Raw genomic sequence first — 20,613 nt, forward strand, 5'->3', positions numbered from 1 at the left:
TTTAGCTTCCGGGAAGGAAGTGAACTCATGCTAAAGGAGCGGTCTGAGATATGGTAAGACTCAATTGTTACGATATAAGTAAATTCTAAATAAAATAATACTGAAGTAATGGTGATAATTATGGTGAATACATCTTCAACTAATATACAAAATAAAAATTATACATGGTTAGTTTGATCGCGTATTATTCGAGCGTTATATGCCTTTATTGTCATGCCAAGCATTTTTATTTGCCGTCGCATTCTGCGGAATGATTTTGTTATCGGTAAAACGACAAGCCCGAACTTCATGTTCGGGCTTTTTTTATGGCTGCGGGATGGAAAATAACCTTAGCTCTCGCTCGGTGATTTCTCCGCTTTGCCAGCCAGCTGGGCGAGGAAGTCGTAGCGTTTCTGCAGGTCGGCGGCAGCATCTTTCCACAGCTGCTCCGCCACTTCCGGCTGCTGCGCATTCAGGCGACGGAAGCGTTGCTCATTGAGCAGCGTCTCAGCCAGGGCGTCTGACGGTGGGCGAGAGTCCAGCGCCAGCGGGATCTTGCCTTCTTCCGCCCGACGTGGGTCGAAGCGGTAGAGCGGCCAGAAGCCGGTGGCGGTCAGCTGACGCATTTGATCGTGGCTGAGCGCCAGATCGTAGCCATGCTCTTCGCAAGGACTGTAGGCGATGATCAGCGACGGCCCCGGATAGGCTTCCGCTTCCTGAATCGCTTTCACCGTCTGGTTCAGCTGCGCGCCCAGCGAAATCTGCGCCACATAGACATGACCGTACATCATCATGCTGACGCCAAGATCTTTGCGCGCCTTGCGTTTACCGTGCTCGCCAAACTTAGTGACCGCCCCCAGCGGGGTGGCTTTTGACGCCTGGCCGCCGGTGTTGGAGTAACACTGGGTATCCAGCACCAGAATGTTGACGTTTTCCGTCAGGCTCAGCACATGATCCAGGCCGCCGAAGCCGATATCGTAGGCCCAGCCGTCGCCGCCGATCAGCCAGACGGATTTCTCCACCAGCGCGTCGGCATCGGTCAGCAGCTCTTCAGCGCCTTGCACGCCGGTCAGCGCCTGGCGCAGGGCCGCCACCTGTTCACGGCGCGCTTCCGGCGTCGCCTCGGCATGCAGCGCCGCGTTCAGCTCTGCCGGCAGCTGGTCGGCGAATTCGCTCAGCAGGCGCATCACGCGCTGGCGATGTTGATCGACGGTTAAGCGGAAGCCGAGCCCGAATTCAGCGTTATCCTCAAACAGCGAGTTGGCCCACGCCGGGCCGCGGCCGTTGGCGTCGGTCGTGTACGGGGTCGAGGGCAGGTTGCCGCCGTAAATGGATGAGCAGCCGGTGGCATTGGCAATCAGCATCCGGTCGCCATACAGCTGGGTCAGCAGTTTGATATACGGCGTTTCGCCACAGCCGGAGCAGGCGCCGGAGTATTCAAACAGCGGGCTGATCAGCTGCGAAGTGCGGATATCAATACGCTCCAGTTTGCTGCGGTCGATTTCCGGCAGGTTGAGGAAGTAATCGTAATTCACTTTCTCCTCTTCCACATGCTCCAGGCGGGACATCATATTGATGGCCTTGATCTCCGGATTCTGGCGATCTTTTGCCGGGCACACTTCCACGCACAGGTTGCAGCCGGTGCAGTCTTCCGGGGCGACCTGCAGTACGTATTTCTGCCCGCGCATATCGCGGGACTTGACGTCCAGCGAGTGCAGACTGGCAGGGGCGTTCTCCATCTCTTCCGGTGCGACCACTTTGGCGCGGATCGCCGAGTGCGGGCAGGCGGCGACGCAGTGGTTGCACTGGGTACATAGCGCTTCCTTCCAGATGGGGATCTCTTCGGCGATGTTGCGTTTCTCCCAGCGCGTGGTGCCCATGGGCCAGGTGCCGTCCGGCGGCAGGGCGGAGACCGGCAGCGCATCGCCGAGACCGGCCAGCATCGCGGCGGTGACCGTTTTGACGAAATCCGGCGCGGCGTCGGAGACCACCGGCGGGCGGTTCGGACTGTTGGCATTCACCGGTTGCAGCGGCACTTCCGCCAGCGACTCGCGGGCCAGGGCCAGCGCCTGCCAGTTGCGTTCCACCAGCTCCTGGCCTTTGCTGCTGTAGCTTTTGGCGATGGCCGCCTGCAGTTCCGCCAGCGCGCTGTCGCCAGGCAGGATGTGAGTCAGATGGAAGAAAGCCATCTGCATCACGGTATTAATGCGCGCCCCGAGGCTACATTCGCGGGCGATCTTCGCCGCGTTGACCACGTAAAAACGCGCTTTTTTCTGATTCAGGGTGGCCTGCACTTCCTGCGGCAGGCGGGACCAGACTTCATCGGCGCTGTACGGCGTGTTGAGCAGGAAAATGCCGCCGTGCTTCAGCCGCTCAGCCATCTGGTATTTATCGATAAACTGCAGCTGGTGGCAGCCAACGAAATCGGCCTGCGAAATCAGATACGAAGAACGAATCGGCTTTTCGCTGACCCGCAGATGGGAGACGGTCAGGCCGCCCGCCTTCTTCGAGTCATAGACAAAGTACCCCTGGGAGAACCACGGGGTGGAATTGCCGATGATTTTGATATTGTTTTTGGTGGCCGACACGCTGCCGTCGCTGCCGAGGCCGTAGAACAGCGCTTCGAGCTTGGCCTCTGCCGGCAGAGTATTTTCGCCCAGCGGCAGCGACAGGTTGGTCACGTCGTCATAGATACCGACGGTAAAGCGCGGCTTCGGCTGGGCGGCCTGCAGCTCATGGAATATCGCCAGCACGCATTCCGGACCGAACTCCTTGGAAGAGAGACCGTAGCGGCCGCCGATGGTCTGCGGCAGCGTCTCGCGCTCGCCGCGGTTAAAGGCTTCCGCCAGGGCGGTCATCACGTCGAGATACAGTGGCTCCGCGTGCGCGCCAGGTTCTTTGGTGCGATCCAGCACCGCCACCGCCCGGGCGCTCTCCGGCAGCGCTGCCAGCAGGTGGGCGGCGGAGAATGGGCGATAGAGGCGCACTTTCAGGACGCCGACTTTCTCGCCGCGGCTCAGCAGTTCATCGACCACCTCTTCGCAGGTGCCGATGGCCGAGCCCATAATGACGATCACGCGTTCCGCCTGCGGATGGCCGTAAAACTCAAACGGTTTGTACTGGCGGCCGGTGGCGGCGGCGAAGTCATCCATCGCTTTCTCGACATGATCATAAACCGCGTCGTACCACGGGTTGGTGGCCTCCCGCGACTGGAAGTAGGTGTCAGGGTTAGCGGAGGTCCCGCGGATCACCGGGTGTTCCGGATTAAGCGCGCGCTGGCGATGCTCAGCGATTTTCTCCTGCGGCAGCAGGGCGCGAATCGTGTCATCCGCCAGCGGGGCGATTTTGTTGATTTCGTGCGAAGTGCGGAAACCATCAAAGAAATGAATAAACGGCACCCGGCTTTGCAGCGTGGCGATATGCGATATCAGCGCGAAATCCTGCGCTTCCTGAACGCTGCTGGCGCACAGCATGGCGCACCCGGTCTGACGCACGGCCATCACATCGGAATGGTCGCCGAAGATCGACAGCGCGTGGGTGGCGACAGTGCGGGCGGCGACGTGCAGGACAAACGGCATCAGCTGGCCGGCCAGTTTGTACAGCGTGGGGATCATCAGCAGCAGGCCCTGCGATGAGGTAAAGGACGTGGAGAGGGCGCCAGTCTGCAGCGCGCCATGTACGGCGCCAATGGCGCCTGCCTCCGACTGCATTTCGACCACGCGTGGCACATCGCCCCAAACGTTTTTCAGCCCATTGCCGGCCCAGGCGTCAGCCTGTTCCGCCATCGTTGAACTGGGCGTGATCGGGTAGATGGCGATAACTTCACTGGTGCGAAACGCGACGGAAGCGACCGCGCCATTACCATCAATCGTAATCATATGAAGACACCCTTACATTGCGCAAAAGAATGGACGCGTGAAACCGCGACGCGCCCTGTAATTATATAAGAGGTAGTTTAGCAAACCGTTGGCGCCGCCATTTTTGCATTTGTGTCCTCAATACGACGGCTACCCGTGACCAGATCAATATTTTGCGCAGTTCGCGGAGAAAATAGCTTTTCTGGACGTGAAGGCGAGCCATCGCCCGGTGACTATCCCGGTGCAGATCAACCTTTACGCAGAAATTTGCTAGAAAATGTTAATGAGACGCATAAATACGTACTTCACCTCTCGACGCCGCGCGCCACGCTGCCTATTATTCTTGGGTTTGCTTTTTAAGACGTTTCTGAGGGGAGAGAAAATGCGAGCTGCGATGTTAGTGGGGTGTGCGGCGCTGTTGCTGTCGGCGTGCAGTAGTGAACCCGTTCAGCAGGCCACGGCGGCGCACGTCACGCCAGGAATGCGGGCGGCGATGAGCGACGCCGGTCAGGCCAACTGCGCCATGATAGGCGGCTCGTTATCGGTGGCTCGTCAGCTCGATGGTTCAGCGATTGGCATGTGCGCGCTGCCGAACGGTAAACGCTGCAGCGAGCAGGCGCTGGCGGGCGGAAGCTGCGGCTATTAATGGCAGCCCCGCAGCGGGCTCAAAACGCCGACTAGTGCATCAGGTCGGCGAGCTTATAGACCAGCGTCTGGTCGGCGGTCGCCAGCGTCAACTGGTTTTCCGTCAGATCGACCTGCGCGCCCTCGCGCAGCATCTTACCAATGGTCGCATCAAGGGTATTAAGCTGGGCATCGTGGCACAGCATCCGGGTCATCGCCAGCGATTTGACCTTCAGCTCGCCGTCCGACACCTTACCTTCCCCGCTGAAGCCGTTGCACATATTGCCCGAAACATACATATTGCCGGTGATAGCCATCTTCTCGCCGAAGCTCAGCTCCAGCGGCCGGTCGCCAGCGTTTACCGCCTGGCCGTTGACGCTGGTCAGCACGAAACGATGATGCTGTAGCTGTTCCGCGCCGGTGGACACCTTACTGTTATAGACACAGCCGGACAGCAGCAACCCTGCCGCCAGTAATGCCGCAAATTTGTTCATTTTCACTCCAAAACATTCACATTACTAATAAAACAAAGCCAGTGTAACGGTATCGCAGCGGGGATCTGTGGGGATTATCTGAATGTGCTCCCCCCGGGGAGAGGAGCACAAAAGGGAAAGGAATCAGACGATAGCGTTCGGGCAGGTTTCACCGTTGGCGACCTGCTGCAGATTGCCCAGGGTGGTCTCCGAAATGCTGATCAGCGCCTCGGCGGTGAGGAACGCCTGATGGCCGGTGAACAGCACGTTGTGGCAGGCGGAGAGGCGACGGAAGACGTCATCCTGGATCACGTCGTTGGATTTGTCTTCGAAGAACAGATCGCGTTCGTTCTCATAAACGTCCAGCCCCAGCGCGCCAATTTTTTGGTGCTTCAGGGCATCGATGGCCGCCTGGGAGTCGATCAGCGCGCCGCGGCTGGTGTTAATCACCATCACTCCGTCCTTCATCTGATCGAATGCCCCGCGATTGAGCAGATGGTAGTTTTCGTCGGTCAGCGGGCAGTGCAGGGAGATCACGTCCGACTCCTTGTACAGCGTGGCGAGGTCGACATATTCCACCCCCAACTCCAGCGCGGCGGCGCTTGGGTACGGGTCGAACGCCAGCAGACGCATGCCAAAACCTTTGAGGATCCGCAGCATCGCCACACCAATTTTCCCGGTGCCGATCACCCCGGCGGTTTTGCCATACATGGTGAAACCGGTGAGGCCTTCCAGGGAGAAATTAGCATCACGGGTACGCTGGTAGGCGCGGTGGATGCGGCGGTTAAGCGACATCATCATGCCGATCGCATGCTCAGCCACCGCTTCCGGCGAGTAGGCCGGGACGCGCACGACGCGCAGGCCAAGCTCTTTCGCCGCCTCGAGGTCGACGTTGTTAAACCCGGCGCAGCGCAGGGCGATATACTTCACGCCGTGGGCCTTCAGCTCCTCCAGCACCGGACGGCTGCCGTCATCATTGACGAAGATGCATACCGCTTCGCAACCGTTGGCGGTTTTGGCGGTTTTCTCTGTCAGCAGGAAGTCGAAGAATTCCAGTTCAAAGCCGTAGGTATCATTCACGTGCTGCAGGTACTTTTTATCGTACTGCTTCGTACTGTAAACCGCGATTTTCATAAGACTTTTCTCCAGTGATTATAACGTCACGGTAGCATATTTAAAATAATCGTACAATTATTAAAAAATAGTTTAAATGGCAGGTGCTTATCCTAATTCTAGAGCATATCGCGGATTTGAGGAATCTCTTTGAAAGACAAAGTTTTTTTTACCACAAACTCAGGCTTAAAGCGCCGGGGGAGAGCAGCAGAAACGGCCACAGCAGACCGGAGCTGACGTTAGCCAGCTGAAACGACCACAGCGGCAGGCCGCTGGCGCCGCTGACCAGGGGCAGGGTGGCGCGCAGGGGAGAGAGAAAGCGGCTGAAAAAGACCGCCCACAGCCCGCGGCGCTGAAAAAAGAGTCGGCTGCGGGCCAGCCGCTCGGCGGTCAGCCAGCGTAACTGCGTAAGGCGGTGACGATAGCGAACGCCCAACCACCACGAGAGCCAGAATCCGCCGATGGCGCCGAGGCTGGCGCTGGACCACATTAGCAGGAAATGACCGAGGCTGGCGGAAGCGAATGTCCCCAGCAGCAGCAGGCCGGAGGTGCCCGGGATGGCCAGCGACACCAGCGCGCAGGATTTAGTGAAAGTGAGCAAGAAAACCATCAGTAATACCAATGGATAGTGGCCCTGTGCGCTCTCAATGAGCGAGATAATTAACGACACCGTCTCTCCCGCAAGCAATACCTATCTTTCTGGAGTGTGGCAGGGGGTGCTTAAACAAAAGTTAAATGGTGACGGCCGATCGCCGCGCCGCGATAGCGCCTGGCAACTATGCTTTAACAGGTCGCAAACTTTCACTCACTGGTCGAACGTGTCACAATGGGCGCCTTTCGGCTTTTACTTATGTTGAATCAGGATATTAACTGCCCATGAAGGGTAAATATAAAGCCGCCATCGCGCTGGTGTTAGCGCTGGTGTTACTGCCGCTAACCCTGCTGTTGACGCTGACCCACTGGGTGCCGACGCTGGCGGGCATCTGGCTGCCCGTGGGCACTCATATCGCTATGCAGGAGAGCCCGCGTCTTACGCGTTCCGCCCTGCTGATCCCCGATCTGCGCTATCTGGTGGGCGAGTGTGAACTCGCCAGGGTGACCGATGCCCGTCTCTCGCGCCCCAGCCGCTGGCGGCTGCATATTGGCCAACTGGACATCAACAGCGCCTGCCTGAGCAAACTCCCGGCCAGCGATCCCACGCCCGGATCGCCGCGCACCCTTGCCGAATGGCAATCGATGCTGCCCTACAGCTGGTTAACTATTGATAACCTGCGGCTGTCGCCGTGGGAAAAATGGCAGGGGCGGCTGGTGATGTCACTGACCCCTGCGCAGCAGGATATCGGCTTTGCCGGTAACGATTTGAGCCTGCAGGCGCGCTTGCGCGGCCAGGCGCTTACCGTCAGCCAGTTCAGCGCCCGGCTGGCTGACGATCAGCCGCCGGTGAAGCTGGTGGGGACCTTCCATCTGCCACTGGTGCCGGATGGCCTGCCGGTCGATGGCCAGATGCAGGGCACCTTCGAATTCCCGCAGACTGCGGAATGGATCGATGCCGAGCTGACGTGGCAGCATAATCGCGGCCAGCTGCTGGTCACCCCGCGCGGCGAGGTGGAGCCCATTCTCGACCTGCCGTGGGAGATCACTCCGGAGCGGATCACCATCAGCGACGGCCGCTGGCGCACCCGCTACGAGGCGTATCCGCTGAGCGGCCGCGTGGCGCTGTCGGTGGGTAACTGGCAGCAGGGTACGGAACAGATGATCGTCAGCGGTCGCTTGAATGTTCTCACCGAGGGGCATGCCGGAAAAGGCAACGCGGTGCTGAATATCGGCCCGGGCAAGCTGAGCATGGATAACAGCGACCTGCCGCTGCGACTCACCGGCGAGGCCAAGCTGGGGGAGATGATCTTTTACGCCGCGCTGCCGGCCCAGCTCAGCGGGTCGCTGGTCAGCCCGCAGCTGGCGTTTCACCCCGGGGCGCTGCTGCGTTCGCGCGGGCGGGTGATCGACGCGCTGAACATTGACGAAATTCGCTGGCCGCTGGCCGGGGTAAAGGTCACGCAGCAGGGCGTCGATGGCCGCCTGCAGGCGATCCTCCGCGCCCATGAGCAGCAGATGGGCGACTTTACGTTGCATCTGGACGGTCTGGCGAACGATTTTCTGCCCGACAGCGGCCGCTGGCAGTGGCGCTACTGGGGCGAGGGGCATTTCACCCCGATGCAGGCGCGCTGGGATGTGAAGGGCAGCGGTGAGTGGCGGGACAATGCCATTACGCTGAGCAGCCTCTCCACTGGCTTCGACAAGCTCGAGTACGGCACGATGCGGGTCAGCACGCCGCGTCTGACCCTCGAGCAGCCGATCCGCTGGCTGCGCGATGCTGAGCATCCTCGGTTGACCGGCGCGCTGTCGCTGGATGCGGCAAAAACTACCTTCACCGGCGGCAGCTATCTTCCGGCATCGACGCTGAAATTCGCCCTCGACGGCCGGGACCCGACGTGGTTCCAGTTCACCGGCGCGCTGCACGCCGATACCATTGGCCCGGTGCGGTTGACCGGGCGCTGGGATGGCGAACGGCTGCGCGGCCAGGCGTGGTGGCCAAAACAGTCGCTGACGGTATTCCAGCCGCTGGTGCCGCCGGACTGGAAGATGAACCTGCGCGAAGGCACACTCTATGCGCAGGTGGCCTTCTCGGCGGCAGCCGGGCAGGGATTTGAGGCAGGCGGCCATGGCGTCCTGAAGGGCGGCAGCGCCTGGATGCCGGATAACCAGATCAACGGCGTCGACTTCGTCCTGCCGTTCCGCTTCAGCGACGGCCACTGGCAGCTGGGCACCCGCCGTCCGGTCTCCTTACGCATTGGCGAAATCGTCAACCAGGTCACCGCGCGCAACCTGACGGCGGACCTGCAGGGCACCTGGCCGTGGAGCGAGGCCAATCCACTGCAGCTTAGCGACGTCAGCGTCGACCTGTTAGGCGGCAAGCTGACCCTGCTGCAGCTGCGCATGCCGCAGCGCGACCCGGCGCTGATCCGTCTGCAGCACATCTCCAGCAGCGAACTGACCAGCGCGGTCAAGGTGAAGCAGTTCGCCATGTCCGGGGCGGTGAGCGGCGCGCTGCCGTTGTGGCTGGAGAACAATCAATGGATTATCCACGACGGCTGGCTGCGCAATGACGGACCGATGACCCTGCGGCTGGATAAAGACACCGCCGATGCGCTGGTGGCGGACAACGTCTCCGCCGGGGCGGCGATCAACTGGCTGCGCTATATGGAGATCTCCCGTTCATCGACGCAGATTAACCTGAACAATCTGGGCGTGCTGACGCTTAAGGCCGCCATCAACGGCACCAGCCGGGTGGACGGGAAAAGCAGTACCGTGCATTTAAACTACGCTCATGAGGAGAATATTTTCGATCTGTGGCGCAGTTTACGCTTTGGCGACAATTTACAGGCGTGGCTTGAGCAGAATGCCACGCTGCCCGTGCGGCACTGTACGGACGGTAAGACATGTAAGGAACTTAAATGAAGAAGCTGTTACTGGCCGTGGTGGCGTCGATGCTGCTCGCCGGCTGTACGCCGCGTATCGAAATTGCGGCGTCGAAAGAGCCCATCACCATCAATATGAATGTCAAAATTGAGCATGAGATCCATATCAAGGTCGATAAGGATGTGGAAAACCTGCTGAAATCCCGCAGCGATTTGTTCTGAGGCGACGATGAGAAAACGACTGTTAACCGCGGCGCTGGCGCTGACTCTGCTCAGCGCGCCCGCGCTGGCGTTAACCCTGAGCGAAGCGCGCCAGCAGGGGCGGGTGGGGGAGACGCTGAACGGCTATCTGGCGCCGCTGCGTCAGGATAAAGAGACGCTGGCGCTGGTGAAACAGATCAACGCCGCGCGCAGTGAAAGCTACCAGCAGCTGGCGGATGACAACAATCTGCCGGTGGATGAGGTAGCGAAAATGGCCGGACAGAAGCTGGTGGCCCGCGCTCAACCCGGCGAGTACGTTCAGGGGCTAAACGGCCAGTGGCTGCGCAAATAATTAGCGGCAGCGCTTGCGGTATTCGCCCGGCGAGACGCCAAAGCGCTGCTTAAAGGCGGTGGAGAAATGGCTATGGTCGCTGAATCCCCAGCGGTAGCCGATCCCCGCCAGCTTTTCGTCATCGTGGACGTTCTGTAACGCCCGGGCGCACAGATCCAGCCGCCGGTTCTTAATATACTGCGCCACCACCAGCCCTTTGTCGGCAAACAGCCGATAGAGGCTGCGCACCGACATTCCCATCTCGCTGGCCAGCCACTCCGGCCGCAGATGCTCCGACTGAATGGATGCGTCGATTAACGCTATTATCTTCTGAAACTGCTTGTCCCGCCGGGACGGGGTCGGCTCACGCTGGCGCAGCACCGGGCGCAACAGGCAGGCGATCGCCTCCAGCGCCGCTTCACTTTCGCTGGCGGAGAGCGCCGTGCCGCCCATACTCTCCAGCAGCAGTCGCTGGCTGAGCTGTACCATCGGCAGAGACTTATCCAGCCGGCAGGCGGTAACTATCTCGCCCGTCGGCGCCACCCGCTGGCGCGGCAGCAGCAGCGAAGCCTGACGCGAGGTCTGCTGCCAGACGATAGAGCACGGGCGGGCGGCATCGATCAACGTGATATCCCCCGCCGCCAGGGTCACCTGGCGATCGTCCTGTTCGATCACCGCTTCGCCTGCGAGCTGAAACACGGTATAGAACCAGGCGTCGTTATCGCGTTTTATCTCATTGCGCGTGCGGTAGAGATTGACGCCGGCGGCGGTGACCGTGCTGACCTTGAGGCTGCCGGCGTAGCGGGCGTCAATCTCGCCGTGAAAGCGGCCCTCCACCGGCCGGGCGGCGAAATGGCCGCAGACCTGATTGATCGTCGCCAGCCAGCGCTGGTACGCCAGCCCCCCCTCAGCCGTGGTCATCATTCGCCCTTCTCCTGTAATAATAATGTTTCTGCATTGTTGCATTTATGCCGCCTCAGGCAAGGGCGCGATGACGGGTATATGAAAGAACTATTACCTGCGGCACATTTCTGTCAGGGCAGGCGACGGAATTGCGGCGACTGTCACAGCGGCGCAAACGAATGTCACAGAGAAAAAAGCGCCAGCCGCCAACCGGACATAGACTGAAAGCACTATCCGCGAAGAATAAGGAAAGGGTATGTCCACCTCTCAGATAGCGCTGCTTGCCAGCGTCCAGCAGTTTTTAGACCGTCAGCATGGCCTGTATATCGACGGCGCCCCCTGCGCCGCGCAGAGCGAAAACCGGTTAACCGTCTGGGATCCGGCCACCGGGCAGGCAATCGCCACCACCGCCGACGCCAGCCCGGCGGATGTTGACCGGGCGGTGATGTCCGCCTGGCGTGCCTTCGTCGACCGCCGCTGGGCCGGGCGCACCCCGGCCGACCGCGAGCGCATCCTGCTGCGCTTTGCCGATCTGGTGGAGCAGCACGGCGAGGAGCTGGCGCAGCTGGAAACCCTTGAACAGGGTAAATCCATCGCCATCTCCCGCGCCTTCGAGGTCGGCTGCACCCTGAACTGGATGCGCTACACCGCCGGGCTGACTACCAAAATCAGCGGCCGGACGCTGGACGTCTCGATCCCGTTCCCGCAAGGGGCGCGTTATCAGGCGTGGACCAAAAAAGAGCCGGTGGGGGTAGTGGCGGGCATCGTTCCGTGGAATTTCCCGCTGATGATCGGTATGTGGAAGGTGATGCCGGCGCTGGCGGCGGGTTGTTCGATCGTCATTAAACCCTCAGAAACCACCCCGCTGACCCTGCTGCGGGTGGCGGAGCTGGCGACCCAGGCGGGCATTCCTGACGGGGTGTTCAACGTGGTCACCGGCAGCGGTGCCGGCTGCGGTGCGGCGCTGACCGCCCATCCGCAGGTGGCGAAGGTGAGCTTTACCGGCTCGACGGCCACCGGGAAACAGATTGCGCGGGTGGCCGCCGACCGCCTGACCCGCGTGACGCTGGAGCTGGGCGGCAAGAACCCGGCGATTGTGCTTAAAGACGCCGATCCCCAGTGGGTCATTGAGGGGCTGATGACCGGCAGCTTCCTTAACCAGGGGCAGGTCTGCGCCGCCAGCTCGCGGATCTACATTGAAGCGCCGCTGTTTGACACCCTGGTCAGCGGCTTCGAGCAGGCGGTGAAATCACTGCAGGTAGGGCCGGGGATGCTGGAGACGGCGCAGATCAACCCGGTGGTCTCCCGGGCCCACTGCGACAAGGTGGCGGCCTACCTTGAAGAGGCCCGACAGCAGAAGGCGGAGCTTATCAGCGGCAGCGCCGGGCCGGATGCCGGGGGGTACTATATTCCGCCGACGCTGGTGGTCAACCCGGACGCCGGGCTGCGCCTTACCCGCGAGGAGGTGTTTGGCCCGGTGGTGAACCTGGTGCGGGTGGCCGACGGCGAGGAGGCGCTGCGCCTGGCCAATGACAGCGATTTTGGCCTGACCGCCAGCGTCTGGACCCGCGACCTGACCCAGGCTCTCAACTATACCGATCGCCTGCAGGCCGGGACGGTATGGGTCAACAGTCATACCCTGATTGACGCCAACCTGCCGTTCGGCGGCATGAAGCAGTCCGGCACCGGTCGCGATTTCGGCCCGGACTGGCTCGACGGCTGGTGCGAAACTAAATCCGTCTGCGTGCGTTACTAGCCCTCCGTCGGGGAAGGCGCATCGCTTTCCCGACGTCCCGCTTGCCGACCTCCGCTCTTTCTCGCTACTGTGAAGGGCAATCTTTGCCCGCGCAGGGCGGAGAATGATGAGGAGGACTTCGGCATGACTGCATTTCCTGAAGTTGCACTAATTGGTCCCGGCGCCATCGGCACCACGATCGCCGCCGCCCTGTTTGCGGTGGGGAGGGCGCCGGTGGTCTGCGGGCGCACTGCCCATTCGTCGCTGGTGCTGCGCACTGATGAGGGTGAGATCGTGGTGCCCGGCCCGGTGCTCACCGACCCGACGGCGATAGCCGCCCCCTTCGACCTGGTGTTTGTCGCGGTGAAGGCCACCCAGACGGAGGCCATCGCCCCGTGGCTGGCGGCCCTGTGTTCGCCAGACACCGTGGTGTGCGTGCTGCAAAACGGCGTCGAGCAGCGCCAGCAGTTTGCCCCTTTGACCGGCGGCGCGACGGTGCTGCCGTCGGTGGTCTGGTTTCCGGCGCAGCGCGACGCCGATGCTTCGGTCTGGCTGCGCGCCGCGCCGCGACTGACGCTGCCGGATCTGCCGGGGGCGGAGCGGGTGCAGCAGGCGCTGGCGGGAACCCACTGCGCGGTGGAGCTGGCGGCGGATTTTACCAGCGTCGCCTGGCGTAAACTGCTGCAGAACGCCGTCGCCGGACTGATGGTGCTGACCGGACGACGCGCCGGGATGTTCGCCCGGGAGGAGATCACCGCCCTCGGACTGGCCTATCTGCGCGAATGCCTGCAGGTGGCGCGGGCGGAAGGGGCCGTCCTGAGCGACAGTGTGCCGGAGGAGATCATCGCCGGCTTTCATCGGGCGCCTGCCGACTTAAGCACCTCTATTCTGATCGATCGCCTGCATGGCCGACCGCTGGAGTGGGATATTCGTAACGGGGTGGTACAGCGTCGCGGGCGTCAACACGGTATACCGACGCCGCTCAGCGATATCATCGTGCCGCTGCTGGCGGCGGCCAGCGACGGCCCGGGCTGACCCCGGGCTGGCGCGGGGTTAATCCACCAGGGAGGGATCGAGGTCGATCATCAACTGCTTCATCTCGGCAAAGTGCTGCCGGGAGAAATCGGCAATTTTCTCCCAGTCCTGGGCGGTTTTTTCCGCCACCGCGTCCGACAGCACCTTCAGCGGCTGGCCGGTTGACCAGGCGGTGATCAGGATCTGACAGGCGCGCTCCAGGGTCCAGATATCGTCGAACGCTTCGCCGATAGTCGGAGCGGTCACCAGCACCCCATGGTTGCCCATCAGCAGACGGCGTTTATCCGTCAGCAGCCCTGCCAGCCGTGCGCCTTCTGCCGCGGTGTCCGCCATCCCGCCGTACAGGGTATCGACGGCGACCCGCTTAAAATAGCGGGCCGTGTTCTGGTCGATGGGTAGGATCTGCGGCGTCGCCAGACAGGCGAGGCTGGTGGTGTACACCGGGTGCAGATGCAGCACCACCCGCACGTCGGGCAGTCGCTGATGGATCTGCCCGTGAATGGCCCACGCGGTGGCATCGACGTCAGGTCGCGCGGCGCAACGTTCATCATCGGCGTGCAGCACCAGCAGATCGCTGGCGCGGATGCGCGAAAAGTGTTTCCACTTCGGGTTGAGTAAAAACGTTTTCCCGTCAGCGGAGAGCGCGGCGCTGAAATGGTTGGCCACCGCCTCATGCATGCCGAGATGGGCAATGATGCGAAAGGTGGCCGCCAGGTCGATGCGGATCTGCTCTTCATCGGAATCGCGCATGGGCATTACTCCGCTTTCGGCATCAGGGTCTGCAGATCCTCTGCCGTCGGCGCCTGGAAGTGATATTTCTTCAGCAAGGCGGCATATTCCGGCGTCGCGCTGTATTTTTTCAGCGCCTGTTCGAGGGCGGTTTTCACCTCCGTGTTGCCTTTTTTAACGCCAAAGCCGTTCAGCACCGGATAGATCAGGGTGTCAGAGGAGATCGCCACCCGGTCGCCCAGCTTTTCCACCACCCCGCGCGCCACGGCGGCGTCGGTGATCTGCGCATCCACTGCGCGGGACAGCAGCGCCTGGGTGGTCTGCGGGTCGGTGGTATAGACGCTCAGCGCAATTGGCTTCAGCCCTTTCTTCACGCAGTAGTCGGCGGAAAGCTTCTGCAACTGCGCCAGCCACGAGGTGGCGCCCATCGAGCCGATTTTATGCCCGCAGAAGTCTTCCGGCGTCTTGGGCTGGTAGTCGCTCCCTTTGCGGGCGAGGATCGCTTCCCCGCTTTTCAGGTACGGCACCATGTCGATCACCTTCAGGCGCTCGGCGGTAATGTACATCGACGAGTTGGTGATATCGAAGCGCCCGCCCTGCAGTCCGGGGATCAGGTTGGGGAAGCGGGTGTCGATATTCACCGCCTCGCGGCCCATGCTCTTCGCCAGACCGTCGAGCAGTTCAATATCAAACCCCGCCGGTTTGTTGTTCTCCATGTACTCGTAAGGGAAAAAGGTCATGTCCGAACCGGCGGTGATCTTGCCGCTTTGCTGGAAGGCCAGCGCGTTCAGGGATGTCAGAGCCCCCGCTGCGCAGAGCAGCAGAGCCAGCGGGCGTGGTGCTAAATAGCGTGTCATAAAACCTCCGGAGTGTGGGCGAATTACATGCTGGCGCGATCGGCACCGGCCTGCTGAACAAAAAACGAAGCGCCGCGCGGCTTCTGCGGCAGGCGAAGCTGGTTATTGGTGCTGCGCACCAGACCGCTCTCTTCCCCGGCCACCAGCTGGCCGGCATGGCGGCTCGGCAGCGGGTTTTCGCCGAAGGGCAGCGCATCCTCGGCGGCGTAGACGCTGATGAACAGGGTGCGCGGCAGGGCGGTTTCGTTGGGGCTGGAGGCGTGCAGCAGGCGGGTATGCATAAAGCAGACTGAGCCCGCCGGGCCAAAACAGGCCTGCGGCTGCTGGCAGTGAGCCGTCACCACCTCGTCATCCACCGCCCCGGTGAAGCGACCCTCCTGCCAGTGGGACCACAGCGGCCCCTGATGGCTGCCCGGCACCACATTGAGCGGGCCATTTTCCGGCGTCACCTCGCTGACCATCAGCAGGGCGGTGATAATGTCGTCATTGCTGTGCGGGGTGAAGAGGAAATCCTGATGCCATTTCACCTCGGTGGCGGTGTGCGGCAGCTTGGAGTTAATTTTGCTGTGGTGAAAACGGGTGCCGTTGCCGCCGATCAGCTGCGCGGCAATGGTCGCCATCCGCGAATTCAGCGCAGTATGGCGATAGGCCTCGGAGATCTCCGTCGGGGAGGCGACCCGGCGCAGCGACGGATGGTCGGGAGCATGGTCGCGTTCGATATCGAAACGCGGCCGCCCGTCGAGGGTTTCTCCCCACGCCGTCGCGTGACGGCGGCTCTCCTCAACCCAGCCGTCGAAATCGCTCTGCAGCGTGGCGATGTCGGCGGCGGAAAGCACCCCTTCGACCACCAGATAACCCTGCTGATGAAACTGCTCAATTTGCCACTGCGCAATCATAGTTTTTCCTCTTCACGTCCCGGTAGTTAAGCCAGAGAAACATCTTTCAGAAAGGCCTCGACCCGCGGGTGTTGCCCGCTGCGCATCGCCTGCGGCGTGTCATCGCACACCACCCGGCCTTTCTCCATAAACACGATCCTGTCAGACACTTTGAAGGCGAAGTTCATCTCGTGGGTGACGATGACCATCGTGATGCCTTCGTGGGCCAGGGATTCGATAACCTGCAGCACCTCATTCACTTTTTCCGGATCCAGCGCCGAGGTGGGCTCATCGAACAGCATGATCTGCGGACGCATCATCAGGGCGCGGGCGATCGCCACCCGCTGCTGCTGACCGCCGGAGAGCTGGTGCGGATACTTCCAGGCGTGTTCCAGCATGCCCACCTTGTGCAGCAGCTCGCAGGCGTGCTGGCGCAGCTCCGCATCGCTTGCCAGATGGTGATAGCGCGGGGCCAGCAGTAGATTGCCGAACACGGTCAGATGCGGGAACAGGTTGAAGCTCTGGAACACCATGCCGATATTCAAACGGTGTTCGGCATTCTCCATAAAGCGCGGCTTCTGCTGCCCCTGACGGTCGAGATGAATAAAGGGCTGGCCGTTAATCTGAATTTCGCCGTTATCGATCTGCTCAAGACCGTTTAGCAGGCGAATGAGGGTGGTTTTCCCCGAGCCCGACGGGCCGATAACCGAGACCACTTCGCCGGGCTGGATCTGCAGGCTCACCGCCCCCAGCACTTCGACATTGTTGTAGGCCTTATGCAGCTTAGAGGCCTGCAGCGCCGGCTCCTGGCCCTGGGAGACGCTGCGCGCCATCGCCGGGCGACGGGCGGTCGCCAACTGCTGCATCTCGGCATCCACCGGCCGGGCGGTGTCGCGTCGGGTGACATCGAGGTAGTTCTCCAGCCGTTTCAGCAGAAAATCGAACACCGTGACGATAAAGATGTAATAAAACGCCACGGCGGTCATGGTCTCCATGACCAGAAAGTTCTGCGAGTAGAGCTGCTGGCCGACCATCAATATTTCGGTCAGGGAGATCACCGACACCAGCGAACTGAGCTTCACGATGGCGATATACTCATTGGCCAGCGCCGGCAGGGCGACGCGCAGCGCCTGGGGAATGATCACCCGCCACTGGATCCCGGCGTAGCGTAAACCCAGGGCCCGCGCGGCTTCACTCTGCCCGCGGGGGATGGAGAGCAGCCCGCCGCGATGGATCTCGGCGATATAGGCCGCTTCGCTGAGGACCATCGCCAGCAGGCCGGCCCAGAAGGGGTCGTTCAGCACCGGCGCGAAGGAGGGCAGCGCCTGCGGCATGTTGTAGACAAAAATCAGCAGGACCAGCAGCGGCATACTGCGAAATAACCAGATATACAGCCGGGCAGGGGTGGATAACCAACCGCGCGGCGACTGTTTAGCCAGCGCCAGAATAAATCCGAGCACAATACTGCAGCCCCAGGTCAGCAGACTTAATTTAATGACGGTCCAGGTGGCCCACCAAAAATCGGCATCGCTGAGCAGGCTTAACATGTAGTTCCAGTTAAACGTCATGGGCTATTTCACTCGTCATAATTAACCTAAATGAAAGCGGCTCGGCTGTGCATTAATGGGGAGCCGCCGGTGTTCATCGTGCGAATACACTATGCTGGCAGGATGCTTTCAGAGGCAATTAGTAAATTTTTGGTCTTTAAGTTTAAAAAAACTATACAGCGTTATTAACGATATGGAATTTAAAGTGATTATCAGGATACTTTGCGTAAACAATTTAAAAACAATAGCTGCAATTGAATAACGATATTTTATGCAGGCAGGTTATTTTGCGCGAAACTGGGGCGACCGCTGCCTGCTCAATGTGCAGCGTGTTGCATGATGGTGCAAAAGCGGAAATAAACCGTGCCGGCGAGGGAGGAGAATAAATAATATCGCCCCCTGGCGGGCAATGCGCCGCCATTTTTCGCGGGTGGCACGCGGATTGCTTGGGACTTAGGGGAAAACTATTTCCTGCGTGCGCCGGACCATATTTTATCAATGGTGATGCTATGAACCGATTTACCCTGAAGCAGCTCAAATATTTCGTCACCGTGGTGGAGACGGAGAGTATCGCCGAGGCCTCCCGCCAGCTGCACATTGCGCAGCCGTCGATTTCCATTGCCATTAAGAATCTGGAGAGCACCTTCGACCAGCAGCTGTTTATTCGCCACCACGCGCAGGGCGTCTCGCTCACCTCCAGCGGTCGGCGGATCTACGATAAAGCGAAGGAGCTGCTGCGCCTGTCGTGGGAATTTGAGCAGAATTCGCGGGCGGATAAAGAGCTGGTTTCTGGCATGATCTCCATCGGTTGCTTTGAATCGGTAGCTCCGCTGTATATGCCGAAGCTGGTGGCTGGATTTAAGAAATGCTATCCGGAAATTACGCTGCATCTGTATGACGGCGAACAGCATGAGCTGATGCATGGCCTGCACCGCGGCCGCTTTGACCTGGCGCTGGTCTACGATCTGGAGCTTGGCCACTCGATCAATAAAGAACGGCTTAACGCCCCGCATAAACCCTACGCGCTGCTGCCCGCCACGCATCCGCTGGCGCAAAAGGCGCAGGTGACGCTGCAGGAGCTGAGCCGCGAGCCGATGATCCTCCTTGATGCGGTCCCGAGCAAAAATTATTTCATCTCCATCTTTAAGGAAAAAGGCTATCACCCGGAAGTAGCTTACAGCTCACCCTCTATCGAAATGGTGCGCTGTATGGTCGGTCAGGGGCTCGGTTTTTCGGTGCTGGTCACCCGGCCTTGTTGCGATATGACCTACGATGGTGAAAGGGTGGTGCAGCGGGATATTGCCGACGATATGCCCGCCTCAACCTTAATTATGGCGCATCTCGCTAATAATGAGCCGACGCGGCCAACGCAACTGTTTATGGATTATTGCCGCAGTATCGAATTAACCCCCTCTCACGGCTGAAATAACGCCTGTCGATCCGGCAGGCGTTATTTTTTTTTGTCGTCACTCAGCCTCGTAAAATTCTATTCAGTCGATCGTTTTATAATATTTTACCAATTCGTCACAGTTAAATAACCTGAAAGCCGTCAATTCCGGCGACCTCGTCGGCAACTGAGCTTGAAGGATAGAGAAATGACTGAACAGATAACCGAGATCGATACCCTGGTGGTCGGCGCGGGGCAGGCGGGCGTCGCCATGAGCGAGCATCTGACCCGGCTGGATATTCCCCACCTGGTGCTGGAGAAACAGGGTATTGCCCAGGCCTGGCGCAGCGGGCGCTGGGATTCGCTGGTGGCCAACGGCCCGGCCTGGCACGATCGGTTTCCGGGGATGGTGTTCCCGGACTGCCCGCCGGATAGCTTTGTCGGCAAAGAGCAGGTTGCGGACTATTTTGCCGCCTATGCCCGCAGCTTCAATGCGCCGATCCGTACCGGGGTGGAGGTGTACAGCGCCGAACGCCTCGCCGGGCGACCGGGCTTTCGTGTCGACACCTCCCAGGGGGTGATTGAGGCGCAGCGGATCGTAGCGGCCACCGGACCCTTTCAGCGCCCGACGATCCCGGCCATCGCCCCGCAGAGTCCGGCTATTCAGCAGCTCCACTCGGCGCACTATTTTAATCCGCAGCAGTTGCCGGAGGGCGGCGTGCTGGTGGTGGGGGCCGGCTCCTCCGGCGTCCAGATTGCCGATGAGCTGCAGCGTGCCGGACGCGCGGTGTGGCTGTCGGTGGGGGCGCACGACCGGCCGCCGCGTCGCTATCGCCAGCGCGATTTTTGCTGGTGGCTCGGGGTGCTGGGAATGTGGGACGCCGCGGCCAATGCGCCGGGGAAAGAGCATGTCACTATCGCGGTGAGCGGCGCGCGCGGCGGCCATACCGTCGATTTTCGCCAACTGGCACATCAGGGGGTCACCCTGGTGGGGCAGACCCGCGGCTTTGACGGCGCCAGGGCGCTGTTCCACACCGACCTGGCGGAGAATATCCGCCGCGGCGATGCCTCTTATCTTGCGCTGCTCGACGCCGCCGACGACTGGGTAGCGCGCAACGGTTCTGATCTGCCTGAAGAGCCCTCCGCCCGTGAGTTTCTGCCCGATCCGGCCTGCGTCAGCGACCCGCTGCTTAGCCTCGACCTGGCCGAGGCCGGGATCGGCGCCATCATCTGGGCGACCGGATATACCACGGACTATCGCTGGCTGAAGGTCAACGCCTTCGATGACGCGCAGCGGCCGCAGCATCACCGCGGCGTGTCGACGGAGCCGGGGGTCTATTTTCTCGGCCTGCCGTGGCTGTCGCGGCGCGGGTCCACCTTTATCTGGGGCGTCTGGCACGATGCCAAATATATTGCCGACCAGATCGCCATTCAGCGCCAGTATCAGCGTTACCAGCCGTCCTGATAACCGTTTCCTGAAGGAGTGCTTTG

The 20,613-nt window shown here is 60.8% G+C and carries 17 protein-coding genes; 8 read left to right on the forward strand and 9 right to left on the reverse strand.

Annotated elements, in window-relative coordinates; translation table 11 throughout:
- Nucleotides 1–329: 329 nt before the first annotated feature.
- A complete protein-coding gene (gene nifJ / locus ABLU50_RS14295; protein ID WP_087832836.1) occupies nucleotides 330–3,857 on the reverse strand; it encodes a pyruvate:ferredoxin (flavodoxin) oxidoreductase in 3,528 nt (1,175 codons plus the stop codon).
- 361 nt (nucleotides 3,858–4,218) lie between these two features.
- On the opposite strand from nifJ, the gene ABLU50_RS14300 reads away from it, so the two are divergent.
- The gene (locus ABLU50_RS14300) at nucleotides 4,219–4,482 is read left to right on the forward strand and encodes a DUF333 domain-containing protein (RefSeq protein ID WP_004140155.1); all 264 of its coding nucleotides are present in this window, start codon (nucleotides 4,219–4,221) and stop codon (nucleotides 4,480–4,482) included.
- Nucleotides 4,483–4,513: 31 nt separating this feature from the next.
- Here ABLU50_RS14300 and hslJ read toward each other — a convergent pair whose 3' ends face one another.
- From hslJ to ABLU50_RS14315, 3 genes are all read right to left on the reverse strand, one after another.
- Nucleotides 4,514–4,954 (reverse strand): heat shock protein HslJ, encoded by a 441-nt coding sequence (gene hslJ, locus ABLU50_RS14305; RefSeq protein ID WP_004204013.1) that lies wholly within the window; start codon nucleotides 4,952–4,954, stop codon nucleotides 4,514–4,516.
- 123 nt (nucleotides 4,955–5,077) lie between these two features.
- A complete protein-coding gene (locus tag ABLU50_RS14310) occupies nucleotides 5,078–6,067 on the reverse strand; it encodes a 2-hydroxyacid dehydrogenase (protein WP_004204014.1) in 990 nt (329 codons plus the stop codon).
- A 148-nt stretch (nucleotides 6,068–6,215) separates the two neighbouring features.
- A complete protein-coding gene (locus ABLU50_RS14315; RefSeq protein ID WP_004204015.1) occupies nucleotides 6,216–6,716 on the reverse strand; it encodes a DedA family protein in 501 nt (166 codons plus the stop codon).
- Between the two features lie 206 nt (nucleotides 6,717–6,922).
- Here ABLU50_RS14315 and ABLU50_RS14320 point away from each other — a divergent pair, with 206 nt between their 5' ends.
- Genes ABLU50_RS14320 through ABLU50_RS14330 form a run of 3 tightly spaced genes read left to right on the forward strand, consistent with a single transcriptional unit; the run spans nucleotide 6,923 to nucleotide 10,075 of the window.
- A complete protein-coding gene (locus ABLU50_RS14320) occupies nucleotides 6,923–9,562 on the forward strand; it encodes a YdbH family protein (RefSeq protein WP_087832837.1) in 2,640 nt (879 codons plus the stop codon).
- Nucleotides 9,559–9,744, forward strand: a complete 186-nt coding sequence (locus ABLU50_RS14325) for a YnbE family lipoprotein (RefSeq protein WP_049093723.1) — start codon at nucleotides 9,559–9,561, stop codon at nucleotides 9,742–9,744. The genes ABLU50_RS14320 and ABLU50_RS14325 overlap by 4 nt, the downstream gene beginning before the upstream one ends.
- Before the next feature lie 7 nt (nucleotides 9,745–9,751).
- Entirely contained in the window at nucleotides 9,752–10,075 is a 324-nt protein-coding gene (locus ABLU50_RS14330) for a YdbL family protein (RefSeq protein ID WP_004204018.1), read from the forward strand.
- Here ABLU50_RS14330 and feaR read toward each other — a convergent pair whose 3' ends face one another.
- Nucleotides 10,076–10,978 (reverse strand): transcriptional regulator FeaR, encoded by a 903-nt coding sequence (gene feaR / locus ABLU50_RS14335; RefSeq protein ID WP_087832838.1) that lies wholly within the window; start codon nucleotides 10,976–10,978, stop codon nucleotides 10,076–10,078.
- 235 nt (nucleotides 10,979–11,213) lie between these two features.
- Between feaR and ABLU50_RS14340 the strand changes: the two genes are divergently transcribed.
- Nucleotides 11,214–12,713, forward strand: a complete 1,500-nt coding sequence (locus ABLU50_RS14340) for an aldehyde dehydrogenase family protein (RefSeq protein WP_048294657.1) — start codon at nucleotides 11,214–11,216, stop codon at nucleotides 12,711–12,713.
- 123 nt (nucleotides 12,714–12,836) lie between these two features.
- A complete protein-coding gene (locus ABLU50_RS14345; RefSeq protein ID WP_032455923.1) occupies nucleotides 12,837–13,727 on the forward strand; it encodes an oxidoreductase in 891 nt (296 codons plus the stop codon).
- A gap of 18 nt (nucleotides 13,728–13,745) precedes the next feature.
- On the opposite strand, the gene ABLU50_RS14350 is transcribed toward ABLU50_RS14345, so the two are convergent.
- The 4 genes from ABLU50_RS14350 to ABLU50_RS14365 are packed head-to-tail and all read right to left on the reverse strand — an operon-like array spanning nucleotide 13,746 to nucleotide 17,756.
- Nucleotides 13,746–14,477 carry a class II aldolase and adducin N-terminal domain-containing protein gene (locus ABLU50_RS14350; protein ID WP_017898742.1) on the reverse strand — a complete coding sequence of 244 codons (732 nt, stop codon included), beginning with the start codon at nucleotides 14,475–14,477 and terminating at the stop codon, nucleotides 13,746–13,748.
- A gap of 5 nt (nucleotides 14,478–14,482) precedes the next feature.
- Complete coding sequence (locus ABLU50_RS14355; protein ID WP_087832839.1) at nucleotides 14,483–15,313, reverse strand: ABC transporter substrate-binding protein; 831 nt, start codon at nucleotides 15,311–15,313, stop codon at nucleotides 14,483–14,485.
- Nucleotides 15,314–15,336: 23 nt separating this feature from the next.
- Nucleotides 15,337–16,209, reverse strand: a complete 873-nt coding sequence (locus ABLU50_RS14360) for a phytanoyl-CoA dioxygenase family protein (RefSeq protein WP_017898740.1) — start codon at nucleotides 16,207–16,209, stop codon at nucleotides 15,337–15,339.
- Between the two features lie 26 nt (nucleotides 16,210–16,235).
- On the reverse strand, nucleotides 16,236–17,756 hold the full coding sequence (locus ABLU50_RS14365; protein ID WP_023318097.1) for an amino acid ABC transporter permease/ATP-binding protein: 1,521 nt from the start codon (nucleotides 17,754–17,756) through the stop codon (nucleotides 16,236–16,238).
- A 488-nt stretch (nucleotides 17,757–18,244) separates the two neighbouring features.
- Between ABLU50_RS14365 and ABLU50_RS14370 the strand changes: the two genes are divergently transcribed.
- On the forward strand, nucleotides 18,245–19,159 hold the full coding sequence (locus tag ABLU50_RS14370) for a LysR substrate-binding domain-containing protein (protein ID WP_087832840.1): 915 nt from the start codon (nucleotides 18,245–18,247) through the stop codon (nucleotides 19,157–19,159).
- Nucleotides 19,160–19,330: 171 nt separating this feature from the next.
- The gene (locus tag ABLU50_RS14375) at nucleotides 19,331–20,587 is read left to right on the forward strand and encodes an NAD(P)/FAD-dependent oxidoreductase (protein ID WP_087832841.1); all 1,257 of its coding nucleotides are present in this window, start codon (nucleotides 19,331–19,333) and stop codon (nucleotides 20,585–20,587) included.
- Nucleotides 20,588–20,613 lie beyond the last annotated feature (26 nt).

It is taken from the genome of Klebsiella sp. GG_Kp173 (assembly GCF_040062415.1).
Lineage (GTDB): Bacteria > Pseudomonadota > Gammaproteobacteria > Enterobacterales > Enterobacteriaceae > Klebsiella > Klebsiella quasipneumoniae.

Coding starts and splice junctions, on each gene's coding strand:
- nifJ (WP_087832836.1), bottom strand. CDS start 3,857: ATGATTACGATTGATGGTAATGGCGCGGTCGCTTCCGTCGCGTTTCGC.
- ABLU50_RS14300 (WP_004140155.1), top strand. CDS start 4,219: ATGCGAGCTGCGATGTTAGTGGGGTGTGCGGCGCTGTTGCTGTCGGCG.
- hslJ (WP_004204013.1), bottom strand. CDS start 4,954: ATGAACAAATTTGCGGCATTACTGGCGGCAGGGTTGCTGCTGTCCGGC.
- ABLU50_RS14310 (WP_004204014.1), bottom strand. CDS start 6,067: ATGAAAATCGCGGTTTACAGTACGAAGCAGTACGATAAAAAGTACCTG.
- ABLU50_RS14320 (WP_087832837.1), top strand. CDS start 6,923: ATGAAGGGTAAATATAAAGCCGCCATCGCGCTGGTGTTAGCGCTGGTG.
- ABLU50_RS14325 (WP_049093723.1), top strand. CDS start 9,559: ATGAAGAAGCTGTTACTGGCCGTGGTGGCGTCGATGCTGCTCGCCGGC.
- ABLU50_RS14330 (WP_004204018.1), top strand. CDS start 9,752: ATGAGAAAACGACTGTTAACCGCGGCGCTGGCGCTGACTCTGCTCAGC.
- feaR (WP_087832838.1), bottom strand. CDS start 10,978: ATGATGACCACGGCTGAGGGGGGGCTGGCGTACCAGCGCTGGCTGGCG.
- ABLU50_RS14340 (WP_048294657.1), top strand. CDS start 11,214: ATGTCCACCTCTCAGATAGCGCTGCTTGCCAGCGTCCAGCAGTTTTTA.
- ABLU50_RS14345 (WP_032455923.1), top strand. CDS start 12,837: ATGACTGCATTTCCTGAAGTTGCACTAATTGGTCCCGGCGCCATCGGC.
- ABLU50_RS14350 (WP_017898742.1), bottom strand. CDS start 14,477: ATGCGCGATTCCGATGAAGAGCAGATCCGCATCGACCTGGCGGCCACC.
- ABLU50_RS14355 (WP_087832839.1), bottom strand. CDS start 15,313: ATGACACGCTATTTAGCACCACGCCCGCTGGCTCTGCTGCTCTGCGCA.
- ABLU50_RS14360 (WP_017898740.1), bottom strand. CDS start 16,209: ATGATTGCGCAGTGGCAAATTGAGCAGTTTCATCAGCAGGGTTATCTG.
- ABLU50_RS14365 (WP_023318097.1), bottom strand. CDS start 17,756: ATGACGTTTAACTGGAACTACATGTTAAGCCTGCTCAGCGATGCCGAT.
- ABLU50_RS14370 (WP_087832840.1), top strand. CDS start 18,245: ATGAACCGATTTACCCTGAAGCAGCTCAAATATTTCGTCACCGTGGTG.
- ABLU50_RS14375 (WP_087832841.1), top strand. CDS start 19,331: ATGACTGAACAGATAACCGAGATCGATACCCTGGTGGTCGGCGCGGGG.